The 24,869-nt window shown below is 68.2% G+C and carries 22 protein-coding genes and 1 riboswitch; of the genes, 19 read left to right on the plus strand and 3 right to left on the minus strand.

Annotation, left to right across the window (positions count from 1 at the left end):
* The first annotated feature begins 22 nt into the window (after positions 1–22).
* Entirely contained in the window at positions 23–655 is a 633-nt protein-coding gene (locus FZ029_RS25700) for a hypothetical protein (RefSeq protein WP_149197602.1), read from the plus strand.
* Between the two features lie 119 nt (positions 656–774).
* Entirely contained in the window at positions 775–1,419 is a 645-nt protein-coding gene (locus tag FZ029_RS25705; protein WP_149272532.1) for a hypothetical protein, read from the plus strand.
* Positions 1,420–1,452: 33 nt separating this feature from the next.
* On the opposite strand, the gene FZ029_RS25710 is transcribed toward FZ029_RS25705, so the two are convergent.
* The gene (locus FZ029_RS25710; RefSeq protein WP_149197601.1) at positions 1,453–2,805 is read right to left on the minus strand and encodes a pentapeptide repeat-containing protein; all 1,353 of its coding nucleotides are present in this window, start codon (positions 2,803–2,805) and stop codon (positions 1,453–1,455) included.
* Between the two features lie 333 nt (positions 2,806–3,138).
* Between FZ029_RS25710 and ffh the strand changes: the two genes are divergently transcribed.
* From ffh to thiC, 15 genes are all read left to right on the plus strand, one after another.
* On the plus strand, positions 3,139–4,524 hold the full coding sequence (gene ffh, locus FZ029_RS25715) for a signal recognition particle protein (RefSeq protein WP_149272533.1): 1,386 nt from the start codon (positions 3,139–3,141) through the stop codon (positions 4,522–4,524).
* A gap of 61 nt (positions 4,525–4,585) precedes the next feature.
* The gene (rpsP, locus tag FZ029_RS25720) at positions 4,586–4,942 is read left to right on the plus strand and encodes a 30S ribosomal protein S16 (protein WP_149197599.1); all 357 of its coding nucleotides are present in this window, start codon (positions 4,586–4,588) and stop codon (positions 4,940–4,942) included.
* A 42-nt stretch (positions 4,943–4,984) separates the two neighbouring features.
* Positions 4,985–5,566 (plus strand): ribosome maturation factor RimM, encoded by a 582-nt coding sequence (gene rimM, locus FZ029_RS25725; protein WP_149272534.1) that lies wholly within the window; start codon positions 4,985–4,987, stop codon positions 5,564–5,566.
* A complete protein-coding gene (trmD, locus tag FZ029_RS25730; protein WP_149272535.1) occupies positions 5,563–6,372 on the plus strand; it encodes a tRNA (guanosine(37)-N1)-methyltransferase TrmD in 810 nt (269 codons plus the stop codon). The genes rimM and trmD overlap by 4 nt, the downstream gene beginning before the upstream one ends.
* Before the next feature lie 41 nt (positions 6,373–6,413).
* On the plus strand, positions 6,414–6,809 hold the full coding sequence (rplS, locus tag FZ029_RS25735; protein ID WP_012973145.1) for a 50S ribosomal protein L19: 396 nt from the start codon (positions 6,414–6,416) through the stop codon (positions 6,807–6,809).
* A 101-nt stretch (positions 6,810–6,910) separates the two neighbouring features.
* Positions 6,911–7,045: a 50S ribosomal protein L34 gene (gene rpmH, locus FZ029_RS25740; RefSeq protein ID WP_012973146.1), complete on the plus strand. Its 135-nt coding sequence runs from the start codon at positions 6,911–6,913 to the stop codon at positions 7,043–7,045.
* Positions 7,046–7,053: 8 nt separating this feature from the next.
* A complete protein-coding gene (rnpA, locus tag FZ029_RS25745) occupies positions 7,054–7,440 on the plus strand; it encodes a ribonuclease P protein component (RefSeq protein ID WP_149272536.1) in 387 nt (128 codons plus the stop codon).
* Between the two features lie 15 nt (positions 7,441–7,455).
* Positions 7,456–7,785 (plus strand): membrane protein insertion efficiency factor YidD, encoded by a 330-nt coding sequence (yidD, locus tag FZ029_RS25750; protein WP_149197595.1) that lies wholly within the window; start codon positions 7,456–7,458, stop codon positions 7,783–7,785.
* 55 nt (positions 7,786–7,840) lie between these two features.
* Positions 7,841–9,583 (plus strand): membrane protein insertase YidC, encoded by a 1,743-nt coding sequence (yidC, locus tag FZ029_RS25755; protein ID WP_149272537.1) that lies wholly within the window; start codon positions 7,841–7,843, stop codon positions 9,581–9,583.
* Positions 9,584–9,694: 111 nt separating this feature from the next.
* A complete protein-coding gene (yihA, locus tag FZ029_RS25760) occupies positions 9,695–10,378 on the plus strand; it encodes a ribosome biogenesis GTP-binding protein YihA/YsxC (protein WP_149197593.1) in 684 nt (227 codons plus the stop codon).
* 7 nt (positions 10,379–10,385) lie between these two features.
* Entirely contained in the window at positions 10,386–11,678 is a 1,293-nt protein-coding gene (locus FZ029_RS25765; protein WP_247892502.1) for a cation:proton antiporter, read from the plus strand.
* A gap of 82 nt (positions 11,679–11,760) precedes the next feature.
* Positions 11,761–12,660 (plus strand): acetylglutamate kinase, encoded by a 900-nt coding sequence (gene argB / locus FZ029_RS25770; RefSeq protein ID WP_149272538.1) that lies wholly within the window; start codon positions 11,761–11,763, stop codon positions 12,658–12,660.
* 19 nt (positions 12,661–12,679) lie between these two features.
* Positions 12,680–12,976, plus strand: a complete 297-nt coding sequence (locus FZ029_RS25775) for a hypothetical protein (RefSeq protein WP_149272539.1) — start codon at positions 12,680–12,682, stop codon at positions 12,974–12,976.
* A gap of 31 nt (positions 12,977–13,007) precedes the next feature.
* The gene (locus FZ029_RS25780) at positions 13,008–13,994 is read left to right on the plus strand and encodes a CorA family divalent cation transporter (protein ID WP_149272540.1); all 987 of its coding nucleotides are present in this window, start codon (positions 13,008–13,010) and stop codon (positions 13,992–13,994) included.
* A 76-nt stretch (positions 13,995–14,070) separates the two neighbouring features.
* Positions 14,071–14,204: riboswitch (TPP riboswitch) on the plus strand.
* 120 nt (positions 14,205–14,324) lie between these two features.
* Positions 14,325–16,052, plus strand: coding sequence for a phosphomethylpyrimidine synthase ThiC (gene thiC, locus FZ029_RS25785; RefSeq protein WP_149272541.1), 1,728 nt, complete (start codon positions 14,325–14,327; stop codon positions 16,050–16,052).
* Between the two features lie 156 nt (positions 16,053–16,208).
* Here thiC and greB read toward each other — a convergent pair whose 3' ends face one another.
* The gene (gene greB / locus FZ029_RS25790; RefSeq protein ID WP_149272542.1) at positions 16,209–16,760 is read right to left on the minus strand and encodes a transcription elongation factor GreB; all 552 of its coding nucleotides are present in this window, start codon (positions 16,758–16,760) and stop codon (positions 16,209–16,211) included.
* 102 nt (positions 16,761–16,862) lie between these two features.
* On the minus strand, positions 16,863–19,934 hold the full coding sequence (locus FZ029_RS25795; protein WP_149272543.1) for a ribonuclease E/G: 3,072 nt from the start codon (positions 19,932–19,934) through the stop codon (positions 16,863–16,865).
* A gap of 678 nt (positions 19,935–20,612) precedes the next feature.
* Between FZ029_RS25795 and FZ029_RS25800 the strand changes: the two genes are divergently transcribed.
* On the plus strand, positions 20,613–22,097 hold the full coding sequence (locus FZ029_RS25800; RefSeq protein ID WP_149272544.1) for an N-acetylmuramoyl-L-alanine amidase: 1,485 nt from the start codon (positions 20,613–20,615) through the stop codon (positions 22,095–22,097).
* 212 nt (positions 22,098–22,309) lie between these two features.
* A complete protein-coding gene (locus FZ029_RS25805) occupies positions 22,310–24,850 on the plus strand; it encodes a penicillin-binding protein 1A (RefSeq protein ID WP_149272545.1) in 2,541 nt (846 codons plus the stop codon).
* The last annotated feature ends 19 nt before the right edge of the window (positions 24,851–24,869 follow it).

Raw genomic sequence — 24,869 nt, forward strand, 5'->3', positions numbered from 1 at the left:
CCGTTTTCGGGTTTTCCCTGGCATGCGTGTCGCTTTCCTCGCCTTCTTCGTCGTCCTGATCGCAGCATCCGCCAGCTTCGCCGCCCCGCCGCGCGAAACGCCGGAGGAGCGCGAGGTCGCCGCGACCTTCGACGCCGCCCGCAATGCGCTGGCCGAAAAGCGGGGGTCGGCGGTGATCGGGCTGCTCACCCGCAACTCGGTCAAAGCGCTGGAGTCGGTGCGCGACGCCGCCCGCCAGCCCGGCGACGCGCCGCTGCAGCGGCTGGAGCCGGCGGAGCGCTTCGCCGCCATGGGCCTGCGCCGCTATCTCGGCCCGTCCGAACTGCGCCGCATGTCGGTCGGCGACATCGCCAACCACGCGCTGAAGGCCGGCTGGCTCGGCCCCAACGTCATCTCCCGCAGTTCTCTGGGGCCGGTTCGGGTCAAGGGCGACCGGGCATCGGGCCTGCTGATGGTCGACAGCCGGCCGGCACTGGTTCCGGCCGACTTCGTGCGCGAAGGCGGGGCGTGGCGCATCGATCTTTCCAGCGTCTTCTCCTTCGGCAGTCAGATGCTGAAGGGCTTCGCCGCCATGTCCGGCAAGGACGAGACCGCCTATATCGACGAACTGCTCGACCGGCTGCCGGCCAAGCCGGGGGCGATGAGGACGCACTGAGCCGGCGTGCCGTACTCCGTCCGGCATTAATCCCCTTGGCCGCGTCCATCCGCGCGATTGCGGCGATTCAAGAGATTGCGTAGACTCGCGCCCGCTTCCACCAAGTGTTGGCGCCGACGATGACCGCACCGGAAGAGTCCAGTTTCCTGCCAGCCCCCGGCCGATCCGTGCCCTGCGGCGCGCATTTTCGTGCCGCGGTGCTGGAGCTTGCCGCCCTGCGCGGGGTCGGGGTGCAGGCGCTCGTGACGGCCGCCTTGCTGCTGGCGCCGGAGGGGGCCGCCGATCCCGGAATGCGCGACTCGGGTGGGGAAGCGGTGCTGGAGGTGGAGGGCGTGCAGTCCTGCGACGCGGCGATCCGCAGGGCGCTGGCCGCCGCCCTGGCGCTCGCCGATCCGGGCGCCCGCATCCTGCCGGCCGAAGACGTGCGCCGCCTGGAGGCGGCGGTGGAGACGCTCGGCTACCGCAACAAGACGCTGGCCCATGCGCTGCAGCGCCTGTCCTTCCAGCCGCTCGACGGTCAGATCACCGAAGTGCGCGACGCGGCGCAGCTGTTCGGTTTCGTCAACGAATGGTGTTTCGACGAGGATCAGGTGCGGCGGCGTTTCCGCGAACTGGCGCCGGTCTATCACCCCGACACCGGCATCGTCGCCTGCCGCGAGCGGATGGGCCAGCTGATCGACGCCCGCAACCTGCTGGTCCACCATGTCCGCAGCGTCTACAGCTCCGGCGACTGGCTGGCGAAGCGGGGCAGGACCCCGATCTGAGCCGGACCTGACCCTGATCCTGCCCGGACCGCGTCAGCCGGCCAGCCCGATCGCCTCCTCGACGATCGCCTGATCCAGCGTGGCGCCGTCCAGCACGGCCCCAGTCAGGTCGGCGCCGGTCAGGTCGGCCTCGCTGAGATTGGCGCCGGTCAGGTCGGCCCCGGCCAGATTGGCGCCGGCGAGGTTGGCCTTGCGCAAATCGGCCTTGCACAGCAGCGCCATGCCCAGCCGGGCACGTTGCAGGTTGGCGCGCCAGACATGGCCGCTCATCGTCTGGATATGGACCGGGCCGAGTTGGGCGCCGGTCAGGTCGGCGCCGGTCAGGGTGGCGCGTTCGAAATTCACCCCGCGCAGGTCGGCCTTCGACAGGTTGGCCTTGCGCAGGTCGGCCAGCGACAGGTCGGCTATCGCCATCGACGCACCCGACAGGTTGGCGCCGCGCAGCGCGATGCATTGCAGGATCGCCGCCGACAGGTTGATGCCGTCCAGCTTGCGGCCCGACAGGTCCAGCGCCGACAGGTCGGCGCGCTTGCCGGCCTTGCCGCCGCTGTCGATCCAGGTCAGATGCTCCATCAGCATCTCGCGCAGGTCGTCTTCCGGGTTCTCCAGCGTCTTGGCCAGCACCGCCGCCTGCAGGTTAGGCGAGCGCATCTGGGCGGCGTCGAGGATCGCGCCGATCAGGGTGGCGCCGCTGAAATTGGTGCGGTTGATGGCGCAGCCGGTCATCACCGCCCCCGACAAACGGGCGCCCGACAGGTTGGCCTCCGTCAGGTCCGCGTCGGTCAGGTCGCAACCGGTCAGGTTGGAGCCGGTCAGGTTGGCCCGCATGAACTTCGTGCCGCGCAGGATGGCATCGGTCAGGTCGGTCTGCATGACGAAGGCGTTGGCGATCTTCGCCCGCGACAGGTCGGCGCCGCGGATGGTCGCCGCCGTCAGTTCCGACGTGAGGACCGAATCCTCATACTCTTGCGCGTACATCTCGCCGCTGGCGTCGTAATGCAGCAGCGTGCCGTCGCGCAGGTCGACCTCCACCAGCGTCGCCTCGCTCAGCACCGCGCCGCGCAGGCAGGCGCCACGCAGGTCGGCCCGCCGCAGGTCCGCCTTTTCCAGATTGGCGAGCCGCAGGTCGGCGGCATAGAGGTTGGCGTTGGCGAGGTTGGCGCCGGTCAGCCGCGCGCTGAACAGCTTGGCGCCCGACAGGTCGGCGTCGGACAGGTCGATGCCGGACAGGTCGAGATGCGACAGGTCGCGCATCTTCAGGTTGGCGCGCACGCCGCCGGGCTGGCTTTTACGGAATGCCTGGTGCCGCAACAGGATCGCGTTGAGCTGGCTCTGTGTCAGCTTGGTTCGCGGACTGTTGGACCCAAAGCCTTGGGCGGACGACATCGCCGGCATACCTTCTGTATTTGGTAACCCATAATCCGAAAGAGTCGCCAAAAATTGGTTAAGGTCCGATCCTTTGTGACAAGATTGAGGCCGATAACCGCCTCCCCGCAAGGGAGACCTTCGGCGGGAGGCGAAAGGTCGCTTGCAACGGTTGACTCGGCCTGCCCGCTTCTCTATGGTCCGCAGACCTGTCTTCCGCCAAGTCGATAGACCGGGTACCCCGGCCCCATGCCGGGTATCTCCGCCAGTCCGCGAAATTCGCGCACTGGCGCTTTCGTGCTTGTGCGGGTGGCGGCTCCGACGCTGGACCCGGAACTGGGGAACGAGTAACGCATGTTCGAAGGCCTGACCGGACGCCTGGGCGACATCTTCGACAAGCTGCGCCGCCGTGGCGCGCTGACCGAGGAGGACGTCTCCGCAGCACTGCGCGAAGTTCGCGTGGCGATGCTGGAGGCCGACGTCGCGCTGCCCGTCGTCAAGCAGTTCGTCGCCCAGGTGAAGGAACGCGCCGTCGGGCAGGAGGTGCTGAAGTCCGTCACCCCCGGCCAGCAGGTCATCAAGATCGTCCACGACAACCTCGTGGAGATGCTGGGCGAAGGCGCCGAGATCAACCTGAACGCCGCCGCCCCTGTGCCGATCCTGATGGTCGGCCTGCAGGGCTCGGGCAAGACCACCAGCACCGCCAAGATCGCGCTCCGTCTGAAGACGAAGGAGCGCAAGAAGGTCCTGATGGCCTCGCTGGACGTCCGCCGTCCGGCCGCCCAGGAACAGCTGAAGGTTCTGGGCGAGCAGACCGGCGTCGCCACGCTGCCGATCGTGCCGGGCCAGGACCCGGTCGCCATTGCCAAACGCGCCATCGAGACCGGCCGTCTCGAAGGCTACGACGTCGTCATGCTCGACACCGCCGGCCGCCTCGCCATCGACGAGGAGCTGATGGCGGAAGTCGCGGCGGTCCGCGACGCGACCAAGCCGGTGGAAACACTGCTGGTCGCCGACGCGATGACCGGCCAGGACGCCGTCACCGTCGCCACCAATTTCAACGACAAGGTCGGCATCACCGGCATCGTGCTGACCCGCATCGACGGCGACGCGCGCGGTGGTGCGGCCCTGTCGATGCGCCAGATCACCGGCAAGCCGATCAAGCTGCTGGGCGTCGGCGAAAAGATCGACGCGCTGGAGCCCTTCCACCCCGACCGCATCGCCGGCCGTATCCTCGGCATGGGCGACGTGGTGTCGCTGGTGGAGAAGGCCGTCGAGACCATCGACAAGGACGAGGCCGAAAAGCTCGCCCGCAAGATGGAGAAGGGCCAGGGCTTCGACCTCGACGACATGGCGATGCAGCTGAAGCAGCTCCGCAAGATGGGCGGCATGTCCGGCCTGATGGGGATGCTGCCGGGCATCGGCAAGATCAAGGACCAGCTGAAGGACGCCAACGTCGACGACGGGATGATCAAGCGCCAGGAGGCGATCATCTCCTCGATGACCAAGGCGGAACGCAAGAACCCCGACATCATCAAGGCTTCGCGCCGCAAGCGCATCGCCGCCGGTTCCGGCACCTCGGTGCAGGAGGTCAACAAGCTGCTGAAGCAGTTCGAGACCATGCGCGGAATGATGAAGCAGGTGCAGAAGCTTGGGAAGAAGGGGATGCTGCGCGGCGGCCTCGGAAATCTGCTGCCGAAGAGACTCGGCGGCTTCGGCGGGAAGGGGCCTTTCGGCTGACCTGACCGCCAATCGAAATCACCTGATACCTGTTTGACTTGAGAAGAGAAAGTTTCGACCAATGGCTCTGAAGATTCGTCTGGCTCGCGGTGGTGCGAAGAAGCGTCCGTTCTACTCGATCGTCATCGCGGACGCCCGCAGCCCGCGTGACGGCCGCTTCATCGAGAAGATCGGCACCTACAACCCGATGCTGCCGCGCGAGCACGAGCAGCGCATCATCCTGAACGCCGAGCGCGCCAAGCATTGGCTGTCGGTCGGCGCCCAGCCGACGGACCGCGTGGTCCTCTTCCTGGCCAATGCCGGCCTGGTCGAGAAGCCCGCCGTCCGCGAGACCCCGAAGAAGTCGGCTCCGAAGGCCAAGGCGCAGGAGCGTCTGAAGGCCGAGGCCGCCGCTGCCGCCGCCGCGGCTGAAGGCTGAGTTCAGGGTTGAGGTCGTGACGACGTGCCGGGTGCTCCTTCGATGACCGCCAAAATCTGTGTCGGCCAGTTCGCGGGATCGCACGGCGTGCGGGGGCTGGTGAAGCTGCGCAGCTTCACCGCCGAACCCGCCGACATCATGACCTATGGCCCGCTGTCGGACGAGAACGGCGCCCGCCGCTTCACGGTGACGCTCCAGGGCATGGTCAAGGACAACTTCCTTGCCAAGGTCGACGGGGTGACCAGCCGCGAACAGGCGCAGGCGCTGGCCGGTGTGCGGCTCTATGTGGACCGCGGCGCCCTGCCGGCGACGGAGGACGAAGACGAGTTCTACCATGCCGACCTGATCGGCCTGCGTGCGGAACTCGCCGACGGAAGCCTCTACGGCACGGTGAAGGCGATCTACGACTTCGGCGCGGGCGACGTGCTGGAGGTCAGGACCGCCGCCGGGCCGCTGGAGATGCTTCCCTTCTCCAAGGCCTGCGTGCCGGTGGTGGATGTTCGGGGCGGTCGCATCGTCGTCGATCTTCCGGCCGTGATCGAAGCCCGCGAAGGTTCCGATGACGAAGCGGAGGAGGGCGAGGGGGAAGAGGGCGGAGACCAGAGCGGGGAGACGGGGCCGTGAATCACGGCGCCGACGGTCCGCGGGTCTGGACGGCCAAGGTTCTGACGCTGTTCCCGGAAATGTTTCCGGGGCCGCTCGGCCACTCGCTGGCCGGCAAAGCGTTGGAAAATGGAGTCTGGGCACTGGAATCGGTGGACATTCGCTCGTTCGCGCGCGATAAACACCGCTCCGTCGACGACACCCCCTTCGGCGGAGGGGCCGGCATGGTCATGCGGCCCGACGTGCTGGACGCGGCTTTGACCGCGACGGCGGGACCTGTGGGGGCACCGGGACGCGGCCGGGCGATCTATCTGTCGCCTCGCGGACGGGTGCTGAACCAGGAACTGGTCAAGGAGCTGGCCGCCACCCCGGTGGTGACGCTGCTCTGCGGCCGGTACGAAGGGGTGGACCAGCGGGTCCTCGATGCGCACGGCCTCGAAGAGGTCAGCCTCGGGGATTTCGTGCTGTCCGGCGGGGAACTCGCCGCGCTCAGCCTGATGGATGCCGTGGTGCGCTTGCTCCCCGGCGTCATGGGCAACGTGGAGACGGCGGGCGAAGAGAGTTTCGAACGGGGGTTGCTCGAATATCCCCACTACACCCGGCCGGCGGTCTGGACCGACGGGCAGGGTGTGGAGCGCGCGGTGCCGGAGGTTCTGCTCTCCGGTCACCACGGAAAGGTCAAGGCCTGGCGGCTGGCCGAGGCGGAGAGGATCACGGAGGCCCGACGGCCGGACCTGTGGTCGCTCTACCAGGCGGGGCGTCCGGCAGAAACTGTTACGAACAAGGGTCGGCGGCAGGCTCGCCGGCGCGACCCGAAACCGGAGTGACGGTCCGCCGCGAGGCGCACCGATAGAAAAGGGGTAGTGCTATGAACCTGTTGCAGCAGCTCGAGCAGGAGCAGATCGAGAAGGCCCTCGGTGGCAAGACGATCCCGGAGTTCTCCTCGGGCGATACCGTCCGCGTGAACGTGAAGGTCGTCGAAGGCACGCGCGAGCGTGTCCAGGCCTATGAGGGCGTCGTGATCGCCCGCAAGAACGCCGGCCTGAACAGCTCCTTCACCGTTCGCAAGATCAGCTACGGCGAGGGCGTGGAGCGCGTGTTCCCGCTGTACTCCCCGCGCATCGACTCGATCGAGCTGGTCCGCAAGGGCGCCGTCCGTCGCGCCAAGCTGTACTATCTGCGCGATCTGCGCGGCAAGGCCGCCCGCATCGCCGAGCGCACCACCGGCCGCGGCATGGTCAACGGCCGCCGGGCTGCCGAGTAAGGCGCCTTTCGGTTCGTTTCAGGTTCATAGGTTCGGCGCCCGGCCTTCCGGCTGGGCGTCTTCTTCCCGTCACCATCAGCAAAGCTTAAGGAGTAGGCGCCATGAAGCGCACGTTCCAGCCCTCCAAAATCGTGCGTAAGCGTCGTCATGGCTTCCGCGCCCGTATGGCCACCGTTGGCGGCCGCAAGGTGATCGCCCGCCGCCGCGCCCGCGGCCGCAAGGTTCTGAGCGCCTGATCCCCGCGATGGCGGCGCCGGACCACGAGGTCGGGCGCCTGATGCGGCGGCCGGAATTTCTGGCCGTGGCCGGGACACGGCGCAAGCATGTGGCTCCCGGCCTGATCCTCCAGGTGCGCCGGCACGACGACAAGCAGCGGCCCGCCGACGGCGGTCCGCCGATCCGTTTCGGCTTGACGGCGAGCCGCAAGGTCGGCAACGCGGTGGTGCGCAATCGCGCCCGCCGCCGTTTGCGTGAGGCCGCGCGGCAGCTTCTGTCCACCCACGCCGCTCCAGGCCATGACTTCGTCCTGGTCGCGCGTGGCGGTACCGCCGAACGACCCTGGACCGACCTGCTCGGCGACCTGACCGCCGGGCTGAAGCGCCTCGGCCTCTGGCGCGAGGCGGAAGGGTAGGAGGCCCGCGACGTCATGTTTCGCATCGCCGGCCTCAGCCCGCTCGCGCACCTGCTCCGCGCGCTCGTCTATCTCTATCGCTGGACCTTGTCGCCCTTCGTGGGCTGGCATTGCCGTTTCCAGCCGACCTGCTCCTGCTACGCCATCGAATCGCTGGAAAAGCACGGCGCCATCCGGGGGGGATGGCTGACGGTGCGCCGGCTCGGGCGTTGCCATCCCTGGGGCGGGTCGGGCTGGGATCCCGTGCCCGATCCCGTCCCGCAGGGGGCGCCGCAGGCGTCCCATCGCTGCGGCCTGCGGGAAAAAGGGCATGCGGCGGTTGCCCAGCCCGGCGAAAACCCGTAACAAGGCCGCGCACACGCCGCCCTTCTTCCAAAGGCCCCACGGCAACCGGGACGCCATGACCGACCAACGCAACCTCATCATCGCGATTGCCCTGTCGATCGCCATCCTTCTGGGCTTCCAGTATTTCTACGAGAAGCCGCGGGTGGAGCAGCAGAAGCAACTCGCCGCCCAGCAGGCCGCCCAGACGGAGCAGTCGGTGCCGGTGCCGGCCCCCGGCGTGCCCGCCCAGCAGCCCCCGGGCACGGCCTCCGTTGGCACGGCAGAGGTCGCGAAGGAGCGCCCCGCGCTGCTCGCCGAGCAGATGGCGGCCGGCACCCGGGTGAAGATCGACACGCCGGCCCTGCACGGGTCCGTCAACCTCGTCGGCGGCCGCATCGACGACCTGACGCTGGCCCAGTACCACGAGACCCCGGACCCCAAGAGCCCGGAGATCGTGCTGCTGGCCCCGGCCGGCACGCCCGCCGCCTATTATGCCGAGTTCGGCTGGGTGCCGCAGGGCGCCGGCATCGCCACCCCGACCGCGACCACCCGCTGGACCGCCGACGGCACCGCGCTGACGCCGGAAAAGCCGCTGACCCTGACCTGGGACAACGGCCAGGGCTTGGTGTTCGAGCGCAAGATCGCCGTCGACCCGGACTTCATGTTCACGGTGACGCAGACCGTGCGCAACACCGGCGCCGCCCCCGTCACCCTGCTGCCCTACAGCCTGGTGTCGCGCAGCGGCACGCCGCAGACCTCGGGCTACTACATCCTGCATGAGGGCCCGCTCGGCGTCTTCAACGGCTCGCTGACCGAAGAAAAGTACGACGACGTCCGCAAGGCCGGTTCGATCGCCAAGGAGACCACCGGCGGCTGGGTCGGCATCACCGACAAGTACTGGCTGGTGTCGCTGGTGCCCGACCCGAACGAGAAGGTCACCGCGCGCTTCCTCTACAACCAGGTCGCCAACACCGACCGCTACCAGACCGACACGATGGGTGCCCCGGTCACCGTCGCGCCGGGTGCGTCGGTCGAGAACACCGGCCGCCTGTTCGCCGGCGCCAAGCAGGTGAAGCTGCTCGACAGCTACTCCGAAAAGCTGAACATCAAGAATTTCGACCTCGCGATCGACTTCGGCTGGTTCTACTTCCTGACCAAGCCGTTCTTCTACGCGCTGGATTTCCTGGGCCGCGTCATCGGCAACTTCGGCATCGCCATCCTGGTGCTGACCGTCTGCGTCAAGGCCGTCTTCTTCCCGCTCGCCAACAAGTCCTATCAGGCGATGAGCAAGATGAAGGCGCTGCAGCCGAAGATGCAGGAGCTGCGCGAGAAGTTCAGCGACGATCAGGCTCGCATGAACCAGGAACTGATGGCGCTGTACAAGCGCGAGAAGGTCTCCCCGGTGTCGGGCTGCCTGCCGATCCTGATCCAGATCCCTGTCTTCTTCTCGCTCTACAAGGTGCTGTTCGTGACCATCGAAATGCGGCATGCGCCGTTCTTCGGCTGGATCCACGATCTGTCCGCGCCCGATCCGACCAACCTGTTCACGCTGTTCGGTGTCATTCCCTGGGACCCGCCGCACCTGCTGCATCTTGGCCTGTGGCCGCTGATCATGGGCGTGACCATGTGGTTCCAGCAGAAGATGAACCCGGCCCCGCCGGACCCGGTCCAGCAGAAGGTGTTCCAGTTCCTGCCCATCGTCTTCACCTTCATGCTCGCCGGCTTCCCGGCCGGTCTGGTGATCTACTGGGCCTGGAACAACACCCTGTCGGTCCTGCAGCAGTGGACCATCATGAAGCGCATGGGCGTGAAGGTCTGATCGGCCCGATCCCTCCTCTGCCCAGTTTCTGAGACCTGCCGCCGGCAAAGATCCTTGACGGGCCTTTGCCGGCGGTATGTTTTTCAGATCACCCCAACGAGAGCACCCGTCATGACCACTCCCGACACGCCGACCCCCAACACCCCCAGCATCGTTTCGGGCTTCGACGAGGCCGCGCTGGAGGCCGGGCGGCTGCTGTTCGCCAAGGAGTGCGACTTCGTCTGGGGCGCCAATGCGCTGAACCAGCTGCCGGAAGCCGACCTGCCGGAGGTCGCCTTCGCCGGACGGTCGAATGTCGGCAAGTCGAGCCTCGTCAACGCGCTGACCGGGCGCAAGACGCTGGCCCGCACCTCCAACACGCCGGGCCGCACGCAGCAGCTCAACTTCTTCAACCTCGGCAACCGGCTGAAGCTGGTGGACATGCCCGGCTATGGCTATGCCAAGGAGTCGAAGGAGAAGGTGGAGGCGTGGAACGACATGGTCCGCCGCTTCCTGCGCGGCCGCGTCACCTTGCGCCGGGCGCTCGTGCTGATCGATTCGCGACATGGGCTGAAGCCCAACGACCATGAGATCATGGAGATGCTGGACCGCACGGCGGTGCCCTATGTCGTCGTGCTGACCAAGGCGGACAAGGTGAAGGCCGCGGATCTGGACAAGGTGCGCCGCGACACCCAGGCAGGGCTGAAGAAGCACCCGGCCGCCTTCCCGGACATCCATGTCACCAGTTCGGAGAAGGGCGACGGCATCGCCGAACTGCGCGCCAGCCTGGCCGCACTTGCGCTGGCCGCCGACTGAACCGGTCATGGCGATGGGTGGTGTCTCTCCCGCGCTGCTGTTCCTGATCCAGGCCCTGCTGCTGATCGCCGGGCCCTTTCTGCTTTGGCGGCTTGGCGGCGGGCGCCATGTCGCGCCGATGGTGGTGATCCAGATCCTGTTCGGGGTGGCGCTGGGTCCGTCGCTGCTGGGGCGGCTGGTGCCGGAGCTGTGGGGCGTGCTGTTCGCGCCGGCGGCACTGGCGCCGCTGTCCGGTCTGGCCCTGATGGCCGTGGTCTTCTTCGCCTTCCTGACCGGCCTGCATCTCGATCCCGCCGAGTTCCGCGGCCGGGGCGGAGCCTTCGCCACCGTCGCACTGTCCAGCATGCTGGTGCCGACCCTGCTGGGCGGAGCCTTGGGTTGGTGGCTCGCCGGCGCTTTTCCCGCCATGACCGGGCCGAACGCCACCCCCGGCCTGTTCGCCGCCGGCTTCGGCATCTGTGTCGGCGTTACCGCCCTGCCGGTGCTGGGCGCCATCCTGCGCGAGATGGATCTGCTGGGCGACCGGGTCGGGCGTCTGGCGCTGGGCTATGCCGCGGTCAACGACGCTCTGCTGTGGCTGCTGATCACCGCGGTTCTGGCATGGTCGACGGCCGGTGGCGGGGACGCTTGGGCGGTTGCGAAAGTCGGGCTGCTCGGCTTCACCTATGTCGGGGTTACGGTCCTGGTCGTGCGCCCGCTGCTCGACCGCCTGCTGGAACGGGTGGCGCCGGACGGGCGGATGGGCGACACCGCGGTGGTGGTGACCTGTGCCGCGCTGCTGGCGTCGGCGGCGGTCACCGAACTGATCGGTCTGCATTATATCCTGGGCGCCTTCATCGCCGGCAGCGCCATGCCGCGCCGCTACGCCGCGGCGATACTCGACCGGCTGGAGCATTTCTCCACCCTGATCCTGCTGCCATTCTTCTTCACCCTGACCGGGCTGAAGGTGACTCTGACGCTCGACGACCCGGCGCAATGGACGGTCTTCGCGCTCGCCAGCCTCGCGACCCTGGCCGGCAAGATGGCCGGCACCGCGCTGCCCGCCCGGCTGATCGGAGAGACTTGGCCGGACGCGCTGAGGCTCGGCACGCTCATGCCTTGCAAGGGGCTGATGGAGGTTATCGTTCTGACCGTCCTGCTTGAGGCGGGCGTGCTGTCCGGCCCCTGTTTTTCGGCGATGGTGCTGATGGCGGTGGCCGTCACTGCGCTGACGCAGCCGATGACCCGGCTGGCCGGATGGTGGCGTCCGGCCGGCGGCACGGCGGCCGCGGCCACGGGTGGCCGGCGCGGGGGTATGTGACCGTTAAATTGCCCCCTAGGCAACCGGCCGGCCTTTCCGTTAAAGAAGCCCAACCGTCCACCCCGACAAAGGGCATCCTCCCGTGCAGACTCCCACCCGTGACGAGTGGCTCGCCAAGGCCCGTACCCTGTCCGAAGCGCTGCCCTACATGCGCCGTTATGCCGGGAGCACCTTCGTCATCAAGTACGGCGGCCATGCCATGGGCGACGCCGGCCTGGCGGAGCTGTTCGCGCGCGACATCGTCCTGCTGAAGCAGGTCGGCATCAACCCGGTGGTCGTCCATGGCGGCGGGCCGCAGATCGGCCAGATGCTGGAGCGGCTGAAGATCAAGTCCAGCTTCATCGACGGCCTGCGCGTCACCGACAAGGAGACGGTCGAGGTGGTCGAGATGGTGCTGGCCGGCTCCATCAACAAGCAGATCGTCGCCGCCATCAACAGCGCCGGCGGCCGGGCCGTCGGCCTGTCGGGCAAGGACAGCAACCTGATCACCGCCCGCCGGCTGGAGCGCGTGCAGCGCGACCCCGACAGCAACATCGAGCGGGTGCTGGACCTGGGCTTCGTCGGCGAACCCTATAAGGTGAACCCGGAGATCCTGCAGGCCCTCGCCAAGTCGGACGTCATCCCGGTGATCGCGCCGGTCGGCTTCGACGTGAACGGCGACACCTACAACATCAACGCCGACACGGCGGCCGGTGCGGTCGCGGCGGCGGTGAAGGCGGCGCGCTTCTTCCTGCTGACCGACGTGGCCGGCGTGCTCGACAAGGAGAAGAAGCTGATCGAGAAGATGTCGCTGGCGGATGCCCACAAGGCCATCGCCGACGGCACCGCATCGGGCGGCATGATCCCGAAGATCGAAACCTGCATCAGCGCGGTGGAGCAGGGCGTCGACGCCGCTGTTATCCTGGATGGCCGGGTGCCGCATGCCCTACTGCTGGAGATCTTCACCGAGGGCGGTGCCGGCACCCTGATCGGCAAGGCCTGACTCCGTAAACGGGGGACCGATGAGCGACCTGCGCAAGGACCTGCTCCGCCAGATGAAGGCCATCCGTGAGAAGATGGACCCGAAGCTGGTGGAGCGCGCCAGGCTGGCGGCGTTGGGCAAGGTCCCCTATGACAGCGACGCGGCGAAGGAGGCGGTCGGCCATTTCCTTGACGCCAAGCGGGATGGCGGCGCCTTCCGCCGCAAGCTGGAACAGGCGCTGAAGGCCGAGGGCGCGGCGCTGGACCTCGATGACGGGGAGAAGGCGCCGCCTGCGCAACCGCCCGCGAAGCCGAGACGCGGCGGTCGGTTGACGTAACGCCGTCTCGATTTACGCAAGGAGCACCGCCTTGCTGCATGTCTTCGTCAATGACGGCGGTCTGCTCCGCTGGGCCAGGGAGGCTGCCGCGGACGAGGCGGCGCCGCTGCCCGACTCCGCCGTGTGGCTCGACCTCATCAATCCGACGTCCGAAGAGTTGGCGCGTGCGGAGGTGCTGATCGGCACCGGCCTGCCTACCCGAGAGCAGATGGCGGAGATCGAGGAATCGAGCCGTCTGCGCATGGCCGGCGGCGCCTTGACCATGACCGTCACCGCGCTGGTCTGGGCCGACACTGACGAGCCGCGCATCGCCACCGTCAGCTTCGTGCTGGCCGGGCGGCGGCTGGTGACCATCCACGACATCGATCCGCAGGCGCTGCTGGCCTTCCGCCGCCGCGCCACCCATGGCGAGATCTCGGCCGCCCGTGGCGAGCTGGTTCTGGCGGCGCTGGTGGATGGGATGATCGACCGGACCTCCGTCGTGCTGCGGCGGACGGGGGTGGAGTTGGATGCGCTGAACCGCCGCCATTTCCGCGGGCGCAAGCTGCGCTCGCGCGGCGAAACGCTGGACGATGCGCAGACGCTGAAGCGCATCGGCCATGCCGGGCATCTGATCGGCAAGGCGCGGGTCAGTCTAGCCAGCCTTACCCGCATGACCGATTTCCTGGCGCGCGGCGATGGCTGGAATTCGGGCAAGGCGACGCGGCGCTGGGCCAAGACCACGCTGCAGGACCTGCGCGGGCTCGACCAATATGCCCGTTTCCTGGCCGGCAAGGTCGCTTTGGCGCTGGATACGGCGTTGGGACAGATCAACGTCGAGCAGAACGAGATCGTCAAGATCGTGTCGGTGCTGACCGTTCTGCTCTATCCGCCGACCCTGGTCGCCAGCATCGGCGGCATGAATTTCACCGACATGCCCGGCAGCGATTCGCCCTTCGGCTATGCCAGCGCCCTCGGGTTGATGCTGCTGTCGGCGTTGCTGCCGATGGTCTATGTGCGGTCGAAACGCTGGATGTGACGCGTTTCCACAATATGGCAGGCGGATGGTCCGCGGCGCTTTCCTTTTGACAGGTGCGTCCGCCGGCGGCAGGATGGGCGCATTCCAGGGGGGTCCCGACAGGGGGCTGAGATACCAACGGCCGGACGGCGCCAAGCGTCGCCGGCAGCGTGGTGACCCTTCGAACCTGATCCGGGTCATACCGGCGAAGGGAGGGACCTCGTGACGGGCCGACCACGCCCCGTCCGGCCGTATCGGCCCCACATTTCCGGGGCGCATGGCCCGCACGAAGATACCGCACCTCCGTCCGCAGTCCCGGGTTTGTCCGCCCAACTCCGACGGAGAAACCCAATGCCTAAGGACTTCAACGAAAACGCCATCCGCATTTCGACCGGCCCGCTGCCGTCGTCGCGGAAAATCCATGTGCCCGGCACGCGTTTTCCCGATCTGCGTGTCGCCATGCGCGAGATCGCGCTGTCGGGCGGCGAGCCGCCGCTGACCGTCTATGATGCTTCCGGTCCCTACACCGACGAGTCGGTCGCCATCGACGTGCGGGCCGGGTTGGCCAAGCACCGCCGCGACTGGATCCTGGCCCGTGGCGACGTCGAGACCACCGACAGCGGCGTGCTGCGCGCCAAGGACGGCGGCGCGGTGACCCAGATGGCCTACGCCCGTGCCGGCATCGTCACCGCGGAGATGGAATACATCGCCGTCCGCGAGAATCTCGGCCGTGCCGCCGCGTTGGAGGCAACGCGCGACGGCGAGGATTTCGGCGCCGAGATCCCCGACTTCATCACCCCGGAATTTGTTCGTGACGAGGTGGCGCGCGGGCGGGCGATCATCCCGTCCAATGTCAATCATCCCGAGTCGGAGCCGATGATCATCGGCCGCAACTTCCTGACCAAGATCAACGCCAACATCGGCAACTCCGCCGTGACCTCCTCGATCGAGGAGGAGGTGGAGAAGATGGTCTGGTCGATCCGCTGGGGTGCGGATACCGTGATGGACCTGTCCACCGGCGCCGACATCCACCAGACCCGCGAGTGGATCCTGCGGAATTCCCCGGTTCCCATCGGCACCGTGCCGATCTATCAGGCGCTGGAGAAGGTGAATGGCAGGGCCGAGGACCTGACCTGGGAGCTGTTCCGCGACACGCTGATCGAACAGGCGGAGCAGGGCGTCGATTATTTCACCATCCATGCCGGCCTGCGATTGGCCCACATACCGCTGACCGCCAAGCGGGTGACCGGCATCGTGTCGCGCGGCGGCTCGATCATCGCCAAATGGTGCCTGGCCCATCATCGCGAGAATTTCCTCTACGATCATTTCGCCGACATCGTCGAGATTTGCCGCGCCTATGACGTGGCGCTGTCGATGGGCGACGGCCTGCGGCCGGGCAGCCAGGCCGATGCCAACGACGCCGCGCAGTTCGCCGAACTGGAGACGCTGGGCGAGCTGACCAAGATCGCCTGGGCGCGCGACGTTCAGGTGATGATCGAGGGGCCGGGCCATGTGCCGATGCACAAGATCAAGCACAATGTGGAGAAGCAGATCGCGCTGTGCGGCGAAGCGCCCTTCTACACGCTGGGGCCGTTGGTGACCGACATCGCGCCGGGGTACGACCACATCACCAGCGCCATCGGCGCGGCGATGATCGGCTGGTTCGGCACGGCGATGCTCTGCTACGTCACGCCGAAGGAGCATCTTGGGCTGCCGGATCGCGACGACGTGAAGGCCGGCGTCATCGCCTACAAGATCGCCGCCCATGCCGCCGACCTTGCCAAGGGCCACCCGGCGGCGCGGCTGCGCGACGACGCCATGTCGCGCGCCCGCTTCTCCTTCCGCTGGCGCGACCAGTTCGCCCTGTCGCTCGACCCCGACACGGCGATGGCCTACCACGACGAGACCCTGCCGGCGGAAGGGGCCAAGACCGCGCATTTCTGTTCGATGTGCGGGCCGAAATTCTGTTCGATGAAGATCACGCAGGAAATCCGCGACGCCGCGGAGTCCGGCATGGCCGAGATGTCGCAGAAGTTCCGCGAGTCGGGCGGGGAGATCTACCAGCCGGCGGCGGAGTAAAGTCTCGGCACTGATGCCCCCTCCCTAACCCTCCCCCGCTCTCGCGGGAGAGGGAACTCCGCCGCTTCGCGAATAGCTCACGTTGACAAGCGTCCTACCCCCTCTCCCGCGAAGCGGGGGAGGGATGGGGAGGGGGCACCGCGCCACAACCACTCCTCACCCCGCGTACCTGATTTCCAGCACCTCCACCTGTTCGATCCCCGCCGGCGTGCGAACGTCCACCAGATCGCCTTCCCGCGCCTTCAACAGGGCGCGGGCCATGGGGGAGATCCAGCTGACATGGCCGCGGTCGGGGTCGACCTCGTCGGCGCCGACGATGGTGATGGTGTTCTCGGACCCATCCTCGCGGGCATAGGTGACGGTGGCGCCGAAGAAAACCTGTTCGCGGTTCTTCTGGTCCTGCGGATTGACCACCACGGCCGATTCCAGCCGCTTGTTCAGGAAGCGGATGCGGCGGTCGATCTCGCGCAGGCGCTTCTTGCCGTAGAGATAGTCGCCATTCTCAGACCGGTCGCCGTTGCCGGCGGCCCAGGACACCACCTCCACCACCTTCGGCCGCTCCACCCGCAGCAGGTGGCGCAGTTCCTCCTGCATGCGCTGGAAGCCGGGCGGGGTCATGTAGTTCTTGAAGCCCTGCGGCAGCGGTGCCTGTTCGTCGAGGTCGTCGTCTTCCGGCGTGTCGTTCTCGCGGGTGAAGGCTTTGCTCATGGTCCGACCTGTCCTGTGGCAGGGGTGATAACGTCCGGGAAAAGGAAAAGGCGCCTTGCGGCGCCTTTTCCCGTTCCAGAGGTCCCGGTTGGGCCGTTGGGCTTACCGCTTCCACCAACCGCGGCGCGGCTTGGCATTCGCCTCGTCCTCGTCACCGGCGGGAGCCGGCTCGTTGGCGGGTTCGGCAGCCGGAGCGGGCTGGGTCACCGGAGCCGGCGCGGCGGCGGCCGGCGCGGCCTCCGCCGGAGCTTCGGCAGCGGCCTTGCGCTTGCGCGACGCCTTCTTGGCCGGAGCCTTGTCGGTCGCGACCTCCGCTGGGGCTTCGGCGGCGGCAGCGGCCTTGCGCTTGCGGCCCTTGGCCGGCGCTTCGGCAGCGGCGGAAGCGGCCACGTGAGCAGCCTCCACCGGGGCTTCGGCGGCAGCCTTGCGCTTGCGCGAGGCCTTCTTGACCGGCGCGGTTTCGGCAGCGGCTTCCGCCGGCGCTTCGACCGCAGCGGCGGCCTTGCGCTTGCGGCCCTTGGCCGGGGCTTCCGCAACTGCCGGAGCGGCCATGGGGGCAGCCACCGGGGCAGCCTCGGCCGGAGCCTCGGCAGCGGCCTTGCGCTTGCGCGAGGCCTTCTTGGCCGGGGCCTTGGCGGCTTCGGCCGGAGCCGGAGCGGTCACCGGCGGCTTGGTGGCGGGCACGGGAACCGGAGCTTCGTCGGCCGCCGGGGCCGTATCGCCGGCCAGGATCCAGTCGAGGTCGCTCGCCTCGGCCGGAGCTGCCGGAGCCGGAGTGGCCTGAACCGGAGCGGCGGGCTGCTCGGAGCCGGCGTCCTCGCCGCCCTCCAGGCCTTCCGCACCCTCGCGGCGCGACCGGCGACGGCCACCGCGCTTGCCGCGGCGGCGCTTCTTGCGGCCTTCGCCGTTGCGCTCGCCGGCGTCGGCGCCGGTCTCGTCCTCACCGTCCTCGTCCTCGTCGTCGCCTTCGCCTTCGGCGTCAGCCGAGTCGGCGTCGGTGGCGGGTTCGGAGATGGCGGCACCGGGGATCGCCTCGGCGGCAACCGGCAGAGCGGTCTCCTCGGTCTCCTGACCGGCTTCGTCCGTTTCGCCCTCGCCCTCGGCGGTATCGCCCTCGGCCCGGCCTTCCTCGCGGTCACGGCCACGGCCGCGGCGGCGGCGGCGGCGGCGGCGGCGGTCCTCGCCATTGCCGTCGCCGTTGGTCTCGGCACGCTCGGCGGTCTCCTCGACCTGGGCGGCTTCGACCTCGGCTTCCGGCTCCTCCACCGGCTCGACCGGTTCGGCGGCGAGCGCGCGGTCGGTCTCGGCCATCACGCGGTCGGCGCTGACCAGCGGGCCTTCCTCGTCGGGCAGGCGGGCCTTGTTGCGCTCCAGACGGTGATCCGGGGCGATCAGGGTATCGTCGGCCTGGACCATGACGCTGAAGGCGTGACGCTCTTCGATCTTGGCCAGTTCACCGCGCTTCTGGTTGAGAATGTAGAGCGCGATCGAGGTCGGGACGTAGATGGTGATTTCCGCCGACCGCTTGCGGATGCCCTCTTCCTCGATGGCGCGCAGCACGTGCAGCGAGGCGGATTCGACCGAACGGACGACGCCGGTGCCCGAGCAGTGCGGGCAACGTTCGAAGTTGGTCTCCAGCAGCGACGGACGCAGACGCTGGCGCGACAGCTCCAGCAGGCCGAAGGCGGAAATGCGGCCGAGCTGGATGCGCGCCCGGTCGTTCTTCATCGCCTCCTTCATGCGGCGCTCGACGGCGGCGTTGTTCCGCGGCTCCTCCATGTCGATGAAGTCGATGACGATCAGGCCGGCCAGATCGCGCAGACGCAGCTGGCGCGCCACCTCGTCGGCGGCCTCCAGGTTGGTCTTGTAGGCGGTTTCCTCGATGTTGCGCTCGCGGGTCGACTTGCCGGAGTTGACGTCGATGGAGACCAGCGCCTCGGTCGGGTTGATGACGATGTAGCCGCCGGAGCGCAGCTGCACCACCGGGCTATGGATGGCGTCGATCTGCGTTTCCACCTGATAGCGGTGGAACAGCGGGATCTGGCTGTCGCGGTACAGCTGGACGCGCTGGGAATGGCCCGGCATCAGCATGTCCATGAACTCGCGCGCCGTGCGGAAACCGGCCTCGCCCTCGACCCAGATCTCGTCGATGTCGTTGGAATAGAGATCGCGGATCGACCGCTTGATCAGGTTCGCCTCTTCATAGATGAGGCAGGGCGCCGACGACTTCAGCGTCTGTTCGCGAATGTCGTCCCACAGGCGCAGGAGATATTCCAGGTCGCGCTTGATCTCGGGCTTGGAACGCTCCAGCCCGGCGGTGCGCAGGATGACCGCCATACCGTCGGGAATGTCGAGATCCGACAGGATTTCCTTCAGGCGCTTGCGGTCGGCCGGGTTGGTGATCTTGCGGGAAATCCCGCCGCCACGGCCGGTGTTGGGCATCAGGACGCAGTAGCGGCCCGGCAGCGACAGGTAGGTGGTCAGCGCCGCACCCTTGTTGCCGCGCTCTTCCTTCGTCACCTGCACCAGCATGACCTGCCGGCGCTTCACCACTTCCTGGATCTTGTAGGAGCGCAGCGGGCGCGAGCGGCGGCGCTGGGTCTCCGCCTCCTCGTCCTCGTCGCCGCCCAGCGTGTCGGGGGCGTCGGCGTCCTGGGCGGCATTCTTGGCATCGGCCTGGGCGGCGCCCTCCGACGGGGCGGCCTGCTCATCACCGGACTCGGTGTCTTCGGCGCCGTTGTCGTCGCCGTATTCCTCATCCGACGCCTCGGGCGCGATGGGGGAGGGCATCGGCGACCATTCCTCGACCACCTGCTCGGGGCGGATCGGCTCGCCCATCACGGCGCCGTCGGCGGCGGCCTCGGCCCGGGCTTCCGCCTGCTCTTCCAGGCGGCGTTCCTCGGCCAGCAGCGCCTCGCGGTCGGCGATGGGAATGCGGTAATAGTCGGGATGGATTTCGGAGAAGGCGAGGAAGCCGTGGCGGTTCCCGCCATATTCCACGAAGGCCGCCTGAAGCGAAGGCTCGACCCGCGTCACCTTCGCCAGGTAGATGTTGCCCTTCAGCTGCTTGCGGCTGGCGATCTCGAAGTCGAGTTCTTCCAGCCGGTTCCCATTGACCACGGCGACCCGGGTTTCTTCCGGGTGCGTGGCGTCCACCAGCATGCGCTTGGCCATATACGGTCCTCAACGGCGCGACCCAGGGAACCCGCGCGACCGGTCGGGCCGCCTGGACGCAGCGTCTGTTGTGGGCGAAGCATACGGCACGACGGACCGGAACCGCCGAACGGCGCTGACGAGAGCAGCCAGGACGGCCCGGTCGACACGCGCCGGGCTGCCGCCTTGCGGCCACAGCCAGCTTCGAGGTTTCGTCCTCTCACCGCCAACCCGAACGCGCCACCCCGCGACGTCCCTCCGGCGCGGATGGCCGGACAGGCGGTGTCGGGGGCGACGCCGCAGCCCCTTGGGTAAGCCCCGTGACCGGCGATCGGCTGATCCTGGGAGGTTGGTCCCGGCATCAGCGAATCGGCGCTCACCTTGGGAGTCCGACCCTGGTCTGGCGAATTGCGGTCTGTCGCAAAGATACCATAGACAAGCGATCCCTCTTGCACAACGCGGAAATGCGCCGATTCGGCGAACAAGTTCGTCGCGGGGAAGCGGCGGTGCGCGCTTCCACCGCGGCAGCCCATCCGGACCTTCCGGCTGCCACGCTCATGCTCACTGTTGCAGGAACGGCACCCCCGTCCGGAATTGACTCGAGATCTGACGATCCGCGTTGAGAGCGTTGAATTGGCTAGGCTATAGCTGAGCGTCCACCGCCTTGTTTCGCGCCCCTTCAGCCGCCGAGGAGTCTCGATGCCACGGCCGCCCCGCCCGACCACAGCCGCCGCGTCCGCCACCGCTTCGGCGCGTTGCCTGGCGATGCGCGTTCTCGGATTGGTTCTGCCGGTACTGCTGGTGTTGGGGCTGATCGGTTTCGCTGCGACCGGGGCGGCGAGGGCGCAGACCACCGCGGCCCTGCCGTCGGCGCCGCCGCGCACGGCGGTGGTCGATGCCCGGCTGGGCATCCATCCGGACAAGACCCGCTTCGTGCTGGAGCTGAGCGACACGGTGTCCTTCACGGTGTCGATGGCCGCCGATCCCTACCGCATCATCGTCGATCTGCCCGACCTGATCTGGCCCGGCGGCGCGCTGCCGGTGGAGGGCAAGGGAGTGGTCGCGCGCTACCACCATGCGGCGGGCGGCCCGCGCGGCACGCGCCTGACCTTCGAGACGGTCGGCCCGGCCCGGCTGCGCGACGGCTACATGATTCCGGCGCGCGACGGCCACCAGCCCCGCCTGGTGCTCGACCTGGAGAAGATCTCGGCGGCCGAATTCCGGCAGCTCGCCGCGGCCGGGAAGGACGCCAAAGAGGTTACCGGCAAGAGCCCGTTGACGATGTCGTCCATCGTCTCGTCGGCGATGGCGGTTCCGGCGCCGGTTCCGGCTCCGCAGCCTTCGCCGCCGGCTGCCGAACCCAATGCCACCGTCTCGGCCCCGCCGCCCTTCGCGCCGCTGCCGCCGATCCCGCCGGCCCAATTGATCCCCGCCGCGCTGCCCGTGGCCCCGCCGCTGCCGGACAACAAGCCGCCGACGGTGGCGGAAAAGCCGCTGATCGTGCTCGACCCCGGCCATGGCGGCCAGGACCCCGGCGCCATCGGCGTCGGCGGCATCTATGAGAAGGACATCACGCTCGCCACCGCCAAGGAGGTGAAGCGCCAGCTGGAGGCGACCGGCCGCTACCGGGTGAAGCTGACCCGCGACAGCGACGTGTTCATCCGCCTGCGCGACCGCGTCGCCATCGGGCGGGAGGCCGGCGCCGACCTGTTCATCTCGCTGCATGCCGACAGCATCAGCAGCGGCGACGTGCGCGGCATGTCGATCTATACCCTGTCCGACAAGGCGTCCGACCGCGAGGCGGAGATGCTGGCCGCCAAGGAGAACCGGGCCGACGCCCTGGTCGGGCTCGACCTGTCGGGCGAGAACAAGCTGGTCGCCAACATCCTGATCGACCTGGCCCAGCGCGATGCCATGAACCATTCCAAGCGCTTCGCCACGCTGGCGCTGCAGAATCTCGGACGCGAAGTCCCGCTGATCCCCAACCGGCCGCACCGGCAGGCCGGCTTCGCCGTGCTGACCGCGCCCGACGTGCCGTCGGCGCTGATCGAGATGGGATACCTGTCGAACCAGCGTGACATCAAGCTGCTGACCTCCTCCGGCCACCGGGAGCGTCTGGGCAAAGGGCTGGCCCGCACCATCGACGCCTATTTCCGCTGGCTGCACGGCACCCAGCGGAGCTGAAACGGGGCCGGACCGCCGAAATACCCCCTTTGTGCCGACGCCTTCTTGCGGGCGCCCTCTGCGTGTCACATTTTCCTGACATGACGGGAACGGGGGCGGCACTTCGCACCGCGGCGGTGTAGGATGCGCCGCCCTGTCAGGCGCATCTGCGATCCGGATCCTTCGGGACCGGACCGCGGGCGCGCCGTTCGTCGTTTCTTGCGGGATCGGTCATGCGCCTTCTTTTGTCCTTGCTGATGGCCTTCGTGATGCTGGCTCTTGCCGGCGCCGGGGGGCTGGTCTTCCTGTTCGAGCATTACGACCACGACCTGCCCGACTACACCAAGCTGGCCAATTACGAGCCGCCGGTGACCACGCGCATCTATGCCGGCGACGGACGCCTGATGGCGGAATTCGCGTCGGAACGGCGCATCTTCGTGCCGATCGACTCCATGCCGCGTCAGGTCATGAACGCCTTCATGGCGGCCGAGGACAAGAATTTCTACGCCCACCAGGGCGTCGATCCGATCGGCATCCTGCGTGCGATCCTGACCAACATCGAGAATTTCGGCCGCGAGCGCCGGCCGGTCGGCGCCAGCACGATCACGCAGCAGGTCGCCAAGAACATGCTGCTGACCAACGAGGTCTCCTTCGCCCGCAAGATCAAGGAAGCGATCCTGGCGATCCGCATCGAGCGGACCTTCACCAAGGACCGCATCCTGGAGCTGTACCTGAACGAGATCTTCCTGGGGAACCGTTCCTACGGCGTGGCGGCGGCGGCGCTGAACTATTTCAACAAGGCGCTGGACGAGCTGAGCATCGAGGAGGTCGCCTTTCTGGCGGCCTTGCCCAAGGCGCCCTCCAACTATAACCCGGACCGTCAGCACGACGCCGCCGTCGCCCGCCGCAACTGGGTGATCGGCCGCATGGCGGAAGACGGCTACATCACGCCGGACGAGGCGAAGGCCGCGCAAGGACGGCCGCTGGTCACCCGCAAGCGCGACGAGCAGGAGGTGGTGACCGCCGAGTATTTCTCCGAGGAGGTCCGGCGCGAGTTGGTGAAGCTCTACGGTGATCAGGCGTTGTACGAGGGCGGGCTGTCGGTCCGCGCCTCGATGAACCCGGTGCTGCAGGTGACCGCGACCAAGGCGCTGCGCGACGGGCTGATCGCCTACGACCGCCGCCATGGCTGGCGTGGTCCCATCGCCAAGATGGAGAATTTCGACAACTGGCCGAAGAAGCTGGCCGCCATGCCGCCGCCCGCCGGGTCGGAGGGCTGGAAGCTGGCGGTCGTGCTGAAGGACGATCAGGCGGACGGTCTGGACATCGGAGTGGCCGACGGCACCCGCGGCCGCATCCCGCTGTCCGAACTGCGTTGGGCCCGCGCCTCCAAGGACGGCGACGTCGCCGGTCCGGCGATCCGCAAGCCGTCCGACGTCGCCAAGCTGGGCGACATCCTGCTGGTCGAGCCGGTGAGCGGCCCGCCCGCCAAGGACGAGGACGAGAAGCCGGCGAAGAAGAACGACAAGTCGGCCGCCAAGGAACTGCCGCCGGGCAGCTACGGCCTGCGCCAGATCCCGCAGGTGCAGGGCGGTCTCGTGGCGCTCGACCCCCACACCGGCCGCGTGCTGGCGATGGTCGGCGGCTTCTCTCCCGCCATGAGCGTCTTCAACCGCGCCACGCAGGCGCTGCGCCAGCCGGGTTCGTCCTTCAAGCCCTTCGTCTACCTGACGGCCCTGAACCAGGGCTTCACCCCGTCGTCGCTGGTGATGGACGCGCCCTTCTCCTTTGACCCGGGCGGCGGACAGCCGGTCTGGCGGCCGGAGAACTACAGCCATGAGTTCTACGGCCCGACCCCGCTGCGCGTCGGCATCGAGAAGTCGCGCAATGTCATGACCGTCCGCCTTGCCCAGCAGATCGGCATGGACAAGGTCAAGGCGCTGGTCGAGAAGTTCGGCATCGTCGACAACCTGCAGCCCTACCTGCCGATGGCGCTGGGCGCCGGGGAGACGACGGTGCTGCGGCTCGCCACCGCCTACGCCATGCTGGACAACGGCGGCAAGCGGGTGGTGCCGACCTTCATCGACCGTGTGCAGGACCGCAACGGCAAGACCATCTTCCGCCACGACAACCGCGCGTGCGAGGGCTGCAACAACGTCGCCTGGAAGGACGGGATGGCGGTGCCGGCGGTGCCCGACACCCGCGAGCAGGTGAACGACCCGCGCACCACCTACCAGATCGTCTCGATCCTGGAAGGCGTGGTCCAGCGCGGAACGGCCGCCGCGCTGCGCTCGCTGGGCAAGCCGCTGGCCGGCAAGACCGGCACCACCAACGACAGCCACGATGCCTGGTTCATGGGCTTCTCGCCCGATCTGGTGGTCGGCACCTACATCGGCTTCGACCAGCCGCGCTCGCTGGGCGGCCATGAGACCGGTGGTTCCGCCGCGGTGCCGGTGTTCAAGGAGGTCATGCAGGTGGCGCTGAAGGACAAGCCGGCGACGCCGTTCCGCGTGCCGCCCGGCCTGCGCCTCGTCCGCGTCAATCCGGCCAACGGCCAACTCGCACAGCCGGGCGACAACCGCGCCATATGGGAAGCCTTCCTGCCGGGCACCGAGCCCAACCCCGATCAGCCGCAGGTGGTGCTGGACGGCTCCTCGCAAGGTGCCGGCGCCATGTTGGGCGATCCGAACGCCACAGGCGGCTTCGGCTCGCAACAGCCGGGTGTGCCGGCTCCGCCGGCCGCGGCGACGCTGGGAACCGGCGGGCTCTACTGAGCCAAAAGAAGAGGGGCGC

Source organism: Azospirillum sp. Sh1 (genome assembly GCF_008365135.1).
Lineage (GTDB): Bacteria > Pseudomonadota > Alphaproteobacteria > Azospirillales > Azospirillaceae > Azospirillum > Azospirillum oryzae.

Bases quoted from the DNA above. Each gene is read 5' to 3' on its own strand.
- ffh (WP_149272533.1), top strand. From the start codon at position 3,139: ATGTTCGAAGGCCTGACCGGACGCCTGGGCGACATCTTCGACAAGCTG.
- rnpA (WP_149272536.1), top strand. From the start codon at position 7,054: ATGGCGGCGCCGGACCACGAGGTCGGGCGCCTGATGCGGCGGCCGGAA.
- FZ029_RS25775 (WP_149272539.1), top strand. From the start codon at position 12,680: ATGAGCGACCTGCGCAAGGACCTGCTCCGCCAGATGAAGGCCATCCGT.
- yidD (WP_149197595.1), top strand. From the start codon at position 7,456: ATGTTTCGCATCGCCGGCCTCAGCCCGCTCGCGCACCTGCTCCGCGCG.
- FZ029_RS25700 (WP_149197602.1), top strand. From the start codon at position 23: ATGCGTGTCGCTTTCCTCGCCTTCTTCGTCGTCCTGATCGCAGCATCC.
- rpmH (WP_012973146.1), top strand. From the start codon at position 6,911: ATGAAGCGCACGTTCCAGCCCTCCAAAATCGTGCGTAAGCGTCGTCAT.
- rpsP (WP_149197599.1), top strand. From the start codon at position 4,586: ATGGCTCTGAAGATTCGTCTGGCTCGCGGTGGTGCGAAGAAGCGTCCG.
- FZ029_RS25805 (WP_149272545.1), top strand. From the start codon at position 22,310: ATGCGCCTTCTTTTGTCCTTGCTGATGGCCTTCGTGATGCTGGCTCTT.
- yidC (WP_149272537.1), top strand. From the start codon at position 7,841: ATGACCGACCAACGCAACCTCATCATCGCGATTGCCCTGTCGATCGCC.
- rimM (WP_149272534.1), top strand. From the start codon at position 4,985: ATGACCGCCAAAATCTGTGTCGGCCAGTTCGCGGGATCGCACGGCGTG.
- FZ029_RS25710 (WP_149197601.1), bottom strand. From the start codon at position 2,805: ATGTCGTCCGCCCAAGGCTTTGGGTCCAACAGTCCGCGAACCAAGCTG.
- FZ029_RS25795 (WP_149272543.1), bottom strand. From the start codon at position 19,934: ATGGCCAAGCGCATGCTGGTGGACGCCACGCACCCGGAAGAAACCCGG.
- greB (WP_149272542.1), bottom strand. From the start codon at position 16,760: ATGAGCAAAGCCTTCACCCGCGAGAACGACACGCCGGAAGACGACGAC.
- thiC (WP_149272541.1), top strand. From the start codon at position 14,325: ATGCCTAAGGACTTCAACGAAAACGCCATCCGCATTTCGACCGGCCCG.
- FZ029_RS25765 (WP_247892502.1), top strand. From the start codon at position 10,386: ATGGCGATGGGTGGTGTCTCTCCCGCGCTGCTGTTCCTGATCCAGGCC.
- FZ029_RS25800 (WP_149272544.1), top strand. From the start codon at position 20,613: ATGCCACGGCCGCCCCGCCCGACCACAGCCGCCGCGTCCGCCACCGCT.
- rplS (WP_012973145.1), top strand. From the start codon at position 6,414: ATGAACCTGTTGCAGCAGCTCGAGCAGGAGCAGATCGAGAAGGCCCTC.
- yihA (WP_149197593.1), top strand. From the start codon at position 9,695: ATGACCACTCCCGACACGCCGACCCCCAACACCCCCAGCATCGTTTCG.
- FZ029_RS25705 (WP_149272532.1), top strand. From the start codon at position 775: ATGACCGCACCGGAAGAGTCCAGTTTCCTGCCAGCCCCCGGCCGATCC.